Consider the following 6,067-nt stretch of genomic DNA (forward strand, 5'->3'; position numbering starts at 1 on the left):
GGCGACCGCATCGAGGTCGGCGCACAGCGCGGCGATGTGATCGACATTGGACTGCTCTATACCAGCGTGCTCGAAATCGGGGAGTGGGTGGACGGTGATCAGGCCACCGGACGCATCAATGCCCTCCCCAACGGCCTGATACTCTCCGCGCCCGTCCACAATTTCACAAAAGACCACGGCTTCCTGTGGGACGAAATCGTCCTGCCCATTACGCATTCGAGCGACTGGCAACGCGCCATCAGGGAGATCCAGCAGATCGTCAGCGAGCTGACGGCATCAGCCACCGAGCAGGCCAGGAAAGAAGTCGAAAAGCTCGAAGAAAAGTACTACCTCTCCAAACGAAACATGGAGCCCGCGATCTTCATCAATCCCACCGACAACTGGATCGCGCTTCACATTCGCTACGTCACCAAGGTTCGCGACCGCCGCATTGTTCGAAATGAATTGCTGGAGAAAATCCTGGGTGCATTGCCGGCGATGGAGGGCGTTGCCATTGCGTCCGAGACGCTGACGGTCACCAATACACCCGCCGCAAACCAGTCGGGCGCGTCGAAGTAGCCATCCAGACCGCTGACTCAAGGTCAGTTTTGTACAGCAGGTTACGCGGCGTGTCAGATTCCTTGACAGTCCTATCAAAATTCTGACGTTATTTGACGGGGAATTTTGCGTTTTCAGGCCCATTTGACGTTCTACGATCCATAAACGGGTTTTACAGGTCTGAAAAGCCAAGTAGTTCCGGGCACATTGCGTCATTTTTCGCGATGCGTCGTGACCGGCGCTTACTTGGCACGGTCCATGCTTTATTTGTGATCCGTGAGGACTCAGGCATGAAGAAAGGTCCGGCGCATCACGGCAAGGGAATCAACCCCCGACCCATCACGATGCTGGATCTCGTCTTCGAGCTGACCGCCCTCGAACCCTGCCACGAGCAGGTCGTTCTCAAGGCACGGCACCTGATCCAAACCAACCGGGTTCGACTGACCGGCACGTTCTGTGATCGTAGTCAGAAGACGCTGAAAACGGCCTAGGCCACCCCGGCGTCACGACCCAAAAATTCCCATCCCACTTTCCTACCTACGGGTCGATGGGACGGCGCTCTGAAAAGAAGCACCGTTCCGCGCCCCGCCGTGTACACTTTTTGCCGCTCGCATGCCTGGCACGCCCATTTCGGCCAAGAGTGCGCTACACTGGCGGCACCAACCTGGTGCACAAGAGCGTCGTCCATGGCCGAACACAGCGAAGAGCCCCGCTCGGGTTATCTGGTCCTGCTTGCGGGGCCGTATGAATACCTGCTTCCGGTCGAGCGCGTAGCCCGCGTGGTAGAGATCGAACCCGCGCAGGTGCAAGCGCCCAAAGACGATGGCGACCCTTCCCTGCTCGGCCGCATCGACCTGGAGGGACGCGGCACCCTGCCGCTGCGCGCCCTTTCGACGCTGGTTCTCGGTCGCGGCGAAGGCGCGATTCCCGAAGAAACATTCGAAGCCGTCGAGGTCGAGCTGCGCGGCGAGCTCGTGCTGCTCGTCGCCGATAAAGTCGGCTCCATCGAAGAACACGCCCCGGGCGAGAGCTCGCCCGTTCCGCCGCTGCTCTGGGGCGGGGACGAGCCGCTCTTTCGGCGCGCCTGGCCGGCGGTTTTCTCGCTCCGCTGGGAACTCGAACTCGACAAGGTGGGCCTCTAAGCGATGAGCGCCGAGGAGAAAAAAGAGAGCGCCGAGCCCGCAACCAGCGGTCTGTGGCTGCTCGATCCCAGCAGCGTGCGCGACCAGCTTCTGGTCGTGGCCACCGGGGAGCGCCACCTGGCTTTCCCGGCCGGCATGATCAGCGGAGTGGACGAGCGCAACACCGTTTACCCGGTTCCCTGCGCGCTGGGACATTTTCTGGGAATCGTGCCCTACCGCGGCCAGTTCGTCCCCTTGCTCGACGGTGAGTTCCTGTGCGACCCCGAATCGGCCGCACAGGCCCACGCCGACCGCATGGAAATCACCTCTCCCGAGGATCTCGAAGACCTGATGGACGATTTGAGCTTCGAGGTCTCCGGCCTGCTACTGGTGCTTGAAAGTGGAAGCGACCTGCTGGGGCTGGCCTTTGACCGCTTCATCGGCTTTGCGCCGCCCTCCCGCCACAGCGAGCCGCCGGGCGAGAACCTGCCCGAATGGATCAAATCCAGCGGAACTACTGAGGGAATCCCGGTTCTGGTGGTCGACACTACCGCCCTTTTCGAGTATTGTAGGGGCCGCTCGCCATGAGAATGCACGGGTTTTTCGGGCTCGGGGGTCTGGAAGAAAACCCGGCGGGTTCTGACGAGGGCGATGCCGTCACTGGCGGCTGCTTTCTGGAAGATCGCAACCTGATCTCCTGAACAAACACCGGCACCCTGCTGGGACGAAAAATGCGTCCCTGTGCCGGCTCATACACCAGGCGAGCGAAAGAGACACGGAACAGATGGCCAAGAAAATTCTCCTCGCGGATGATTCGCTGACCATTCAGAAGGTCGTGCAGATCACCTTTGCGCGGCAGGATGCCGAACTGACGATGGTGGACAACGGCGACGATGCCCTTGCCCGCGTTCAGCAGGGCGGCATCGACATCGTGCTGGCCGACGTGATGATGCCCGGCAAGGACGGCTACCAGCTCTGCCAGACCATCAAGTCGAACCCCGCCACAGCGGGCGTTCCGGTGCTGCTGCTGGCCGGTGCCTATGAGCCCTTTGATGAGGCCAAGGCCAAGAGCTGCGGCGCAAACGGTCACCTGCTCAAGCCCTTCGAATCGCAGAACCTGATCCAGAAGGTCGACGAAATTCTCGCCGGTGGCGGCGCATCTGCTGCGGCTCCGGCCGCTGCGCCTGCTGCCGCGCCGACGCCGCCTCCCGCGCCTGCAGCGGCACCGACTCCGCCGCCGGCAGCAGCCCCGCGGCCGGCCGCGCCGCCTCAGCCGACGGCTCCGATGCCCGCCGGTGCAGGGATTCCCCAGCCGCCTCCGGGCTCGGACGCGATTGCCGCCGACTCGCCGATGTGGGACATGGCCGAAGAGCCCGCCGCGCCACCGCCTCCCCCGGCAGCACCGGCCTCTTCGCTGGAAACCTTTGAAACTGAAGTCGAAGTGGAAGTCGACGATGGCGGCGATGCATGGGATCTCTCCGAAGAACCCGCCGCTCCGGCAGCGCCCGCGGCTGCTGCGCCGCCGCCTCCCCCACCGCCTCCTCCGCCGGCCCCGGCGCCTGTTGAGGCCGAGGTCGAAATCGACATGGGCGGCGGCGATGCATGGGATCTTTCCGAAGAGCCTGCAGCGCCTGCAGCCCCCGCACCGGCAGCGCCCGTGCTCGAAGTCGAAGAACCGCGGCTTGAGCCCGCGCCGGTGGCGATGGAAGCCGAAGTCGAAGTGGACATTGATACCGGCGACGATGGTGACGTTTGGGATCTGGCCGAGGATTCGGCCACCGATCTGGGCGTGGTCGAGACGGCCGCGCCGGCAGTGGCCGAAGTGGAAGTCGAGACCGAGGTCGCCGACGAGGGCTGGGACCTTTCCGAGGAAGTGGCCGAAGCCGTGCCCGCACCGACGCCCGTCGCCGCGCCCGAGCCGGTCATGCCGCCGCCTCCCCCGCCGCCCGCGCCGGCACCCGAGCCCGTTGCCGCACCCGTGGCGGCAGCGCCCGCTCCGGCAGTAGCGCCTGCCGCTCCGGCAGTGGACAGCGCCGCCCTCGAAGCCGCCGTCCGCCAGGCCCTCGAAGCCCGGCTGCCCGCGCTGCTGAACGAGGTGGCGGGCGTCGTTGCCGAGGAAATCCGCAAGCAGGTCCCCCGCATCGCCGAAGACCTGATCGCCAAAGAGATCGAGAAGCTCAAGGCCTAGGGCGATTCACACGAAACGCAAAAGGGCGCGCCTTCCGGCGCGCCCTTTTTTTGCCATGCGTTGATCCCGCCGGCAATCAGCGCTGGAAATCCTTCGGCCAGCGCGCTTTCTTGTTCTCACAGAACCAGGTGATCGAATCGCGCAGAGTTTCTTCGAGCGGGCGGGAGCTGTAGCCCAGCTCGCGGCGGGCCCTGGCGTCGTCGTAGTACCAGTAACGACCCATCATGAGCGCGGCCTGTTCATCGAGCGGCGTGTTCTTCATGGTCTTTTCCAGAAGCTTTCCGGCCCAGCGCCCAACGAAGAGCGGGAGCTTCACCTTCGGCGGTGCCATGCCGGTGAGCTGCTGGAGCTCGCCGAAGAATTCCTCGTAGCTCAGGTTCTTTCCGCCCACGATGTAGTGCTCGCCCACCTTGCCCTTTTCCATACCCAGGATCAGGCCGCCAGCCGCGTCGCGTACGTCCATGACGTTCTGACCGCCGGGGATGTAGGCGGGCAGTTCCTTGCGGATGTAGGCCAGCACCAGCCGCGAGCTGGAGTTGTAGACATCGCCGGGCCCGTAGCAGAAACACGGGTAGACAAATACCAGCGGCATCCCGGCCTTCGCCTTGTCGTAGGCGTAGAGCTCGGCCTGGCGCTTGGCCTTGGTGTAGTCGACGTTCAGGGATTCGAGATTGTAGGGACTCTCTTCGGTCGCGGGGGTCTTCTCCCCACCGGCGAGGGCAAAGATGCTGGCCAGGTAGACGATCTTTTTGACGTCCGCCTTCTCGCAGGCCTCGAACAGATTTTTCGTGATGTCGAAATTGAGTTCGTAGACCCGCTTGCGGTCCTGCGGCGCAGTCGAGATGAAACCGGCGATGTGGTAGATCGCGTCCACGCCGTCGAGCGCCGGACCGATGGTCGCCGGGTCGAGCAGGTCGCCGCGGGCCACTTCGAGGTTTTCGTGATTGGCGTCGATGCCCACGTCGGCGAGCTTGGCCGGCGTGCGCACCAGCACACGCACCTTCTCGCCCTTTTCGAGCAGTTGCTGCACCACGTGGGAGCCGATGAAACCGGTCGCGCCGGTAACAAGATTGAGCTTGGCCATGAATCCCCCTCATCCCCGCCGGGAAGTGGGCCATACCTAGCCGCGCAGGGCGCCCCGGCGCAAGCCGCTTGCGCCCGCGTGCCCATGCGGCTAAGGACGCAGGGCACGATTTTCCGCCGCCTGGGGCCCCTTTGGGGGCGCCACGGACCCGGCCATCAGGACACGCGACATGCCGCGAGAAGAACTTCCGAAGAGTTATGATTTCCGACCCGTCGAGGGCCGGTGGTACGAGGCGTGGGACGGCGAGGGCCTCTTCACCGCCGATCCCAAGGCAGAGGGCGAGCCCTTCTGCATCGTCATTCCGCCACCCAATGTGACGGGCCAGCTCCACATGGGGCACGCCCTCAACAACACCCTCCAGGACATCCTGTGCCGTTTCCAGCGCATGCGCGGGCGCAACGTCCTGTGGGTGCCGGGCACGGACCACGCGGGCATCGCCACCCAGAGCGTCGTCGAGCGCGACCTGCGCGCCCAGGGCACAAGCCGCCTGGAAATCGGGCGTGAGCAGTTCGTCGAGCGCACCTGGAAGTGGCGCGAGGAATACGGCAATCGAATTCTCCAGCAGCTCCGCCGCCTTGGCGCCTCCTGTGACTGGACCCGCACGCGCTTCACACTCGACGACGGTCTCTCCAAAGCCGTTCGCGAAGTCTTCGTGCGCCTCTACAAAGAAGGCCTCATCTACAAGGGTGAGTACATGGTCAACTGGTCGCCCGCCTCGCGCACGGCGATCAGCGACCTGGAAGTCGAATACAAGGAAGCCAAGGGCAAGCTCTGGCACTACCGCTATCCGGTCAAGGGCGAAGAAAGCCGATTCGTCACCATCGCAACGACGCGCCCCGAGACCATGCTCGGCGACACCGCCGTGGCCGTCCATCCCGAGGATGAGCGCTACAAGGACCTCATCGGCAAGACGCTCATTCTGCCGCTCGTAGAGCGGGAGATTCCCGTCATCGCCGACGACTTCGTCGATCCCGAGTTTGGAACCGGCTGCGTAAAGGTCACGCCCGCCCACGACCCCAACGACTTCGCCATGGGCCGGCGCCACAAGCTGGCGCTGATCCGGGTCATCGGCGAGGACGGAACCATCACCGCCGAGGGCGGGCCCTACGCCGGGCTCGATCGCTTCGAAGCGCGAGA

At 64.1% G+C, this 6,067-nt stretch carries 7 protein-coding genes; 6 read left to right on the forward strand and 1 reads right to left on the reverse strand.

Going from position 1 to position 6,067, the window contains the following annotated elements:
• From KDH09_03385 to KDH09_03405, 5 genes are all read left to right on the forward strand, one after another.
• On the forward strand, nucleotides 1-558 hold a 558-nt coding region (locus tag KDH09_03385; GenBank protein ID MCB0218713.1), incomplete at its 5' end, for a mechanosensitive ion channel family protein.
• A 269-nt stretch (nucleotides 559-827) separates the two neighbouring features.
• Complete coding sequence (locus KDH09_03390; GenBank protein ID MCB0218714.1) at nucleotides 828-1,028, forward strand: hypothetical protein; 201 nt, start codon at nucleotides 828-830, stop codon at nucleotides 1,026-1,028.
• A gap of 195 nt (nucleotides 1,029-1,223) precedes the next feature.
• Nucleotides 1,224-1,679: a hypothetical protein gene (locus KDH09_03395; protein MCB0218715.1), complete on the forward strand. Its 456-nt coding sequence runs from the start codon at nucleotides 1,224-1,226 to the stop codon at nucleotides 1,677-1,679.
• A gap of 3 nt (nucleotides 1,680-1,682) precedes the next feature.
• Nucleotides 1,683-2,246 carry a chemotaxis protein CheW gene (locus tag KDH09_03400; protein MCB0218716.1) on the forward strand — a complete coding sequence of 188 codons (564 nt, stop codon included), beginning with the start codon at nucleotides 1,683-1,685 and terminating at the stop codon, nucleotides 2,244-2,246.
• A 196-nt stretch (nucleotides 2,247-2,442) separates the two neighbouring features.
• On the forward strand, nucleotides 2,443-3,846 hold the full coding sequence (locus tag KDH09_03405) for a response regulator (GenBank protein ID MCB0218717.1): 1,404 nt from the start codon (nucleotides 2,443-2,445) through the stop codon (nucleotides 3,844-3,846).
• A 76-nt stretch (nucleotides 3,847-3,922) separates the two neighbouring features.
• On the opposite strand, the gene KDH09_03410 is transcribed toward KDH09_03405, so the two are convergent.
• Complete coding sequence (locus tag KDH09_03410; GenBank protein ID MCB0218718.1) at nucleotides 3,923-4,930, reverse strand: SDR family oxidoreductase; 1,008 nt, start codon at nucleotides 4,928-4,930, stop codon at nucleotides 3,923-3,925.
• Between the two features lie 169 nt (nucleotides 4,931-5,099).
• Here KDH09_03410 and KDH09_03415 point away from each other — a divergent pair.
• Nucleotides 5,100-6,067, forward strand: a 968-nt coding sequence (locus KDH09_03415) for a class I tRNA ligase family protein (GenBank protein MCB0218719.1), incomplete at its 3' end; no start/stop codon positions are given.

It is taken from the genome of Chrysiogenia bacterium (genome assembly GCA_020434085.1).
Lineage (GTDB): Bacteria > JAGRBM01 > JAGRBM01 > JAGRBM01 > JAGRBM01 > JAGRBM01.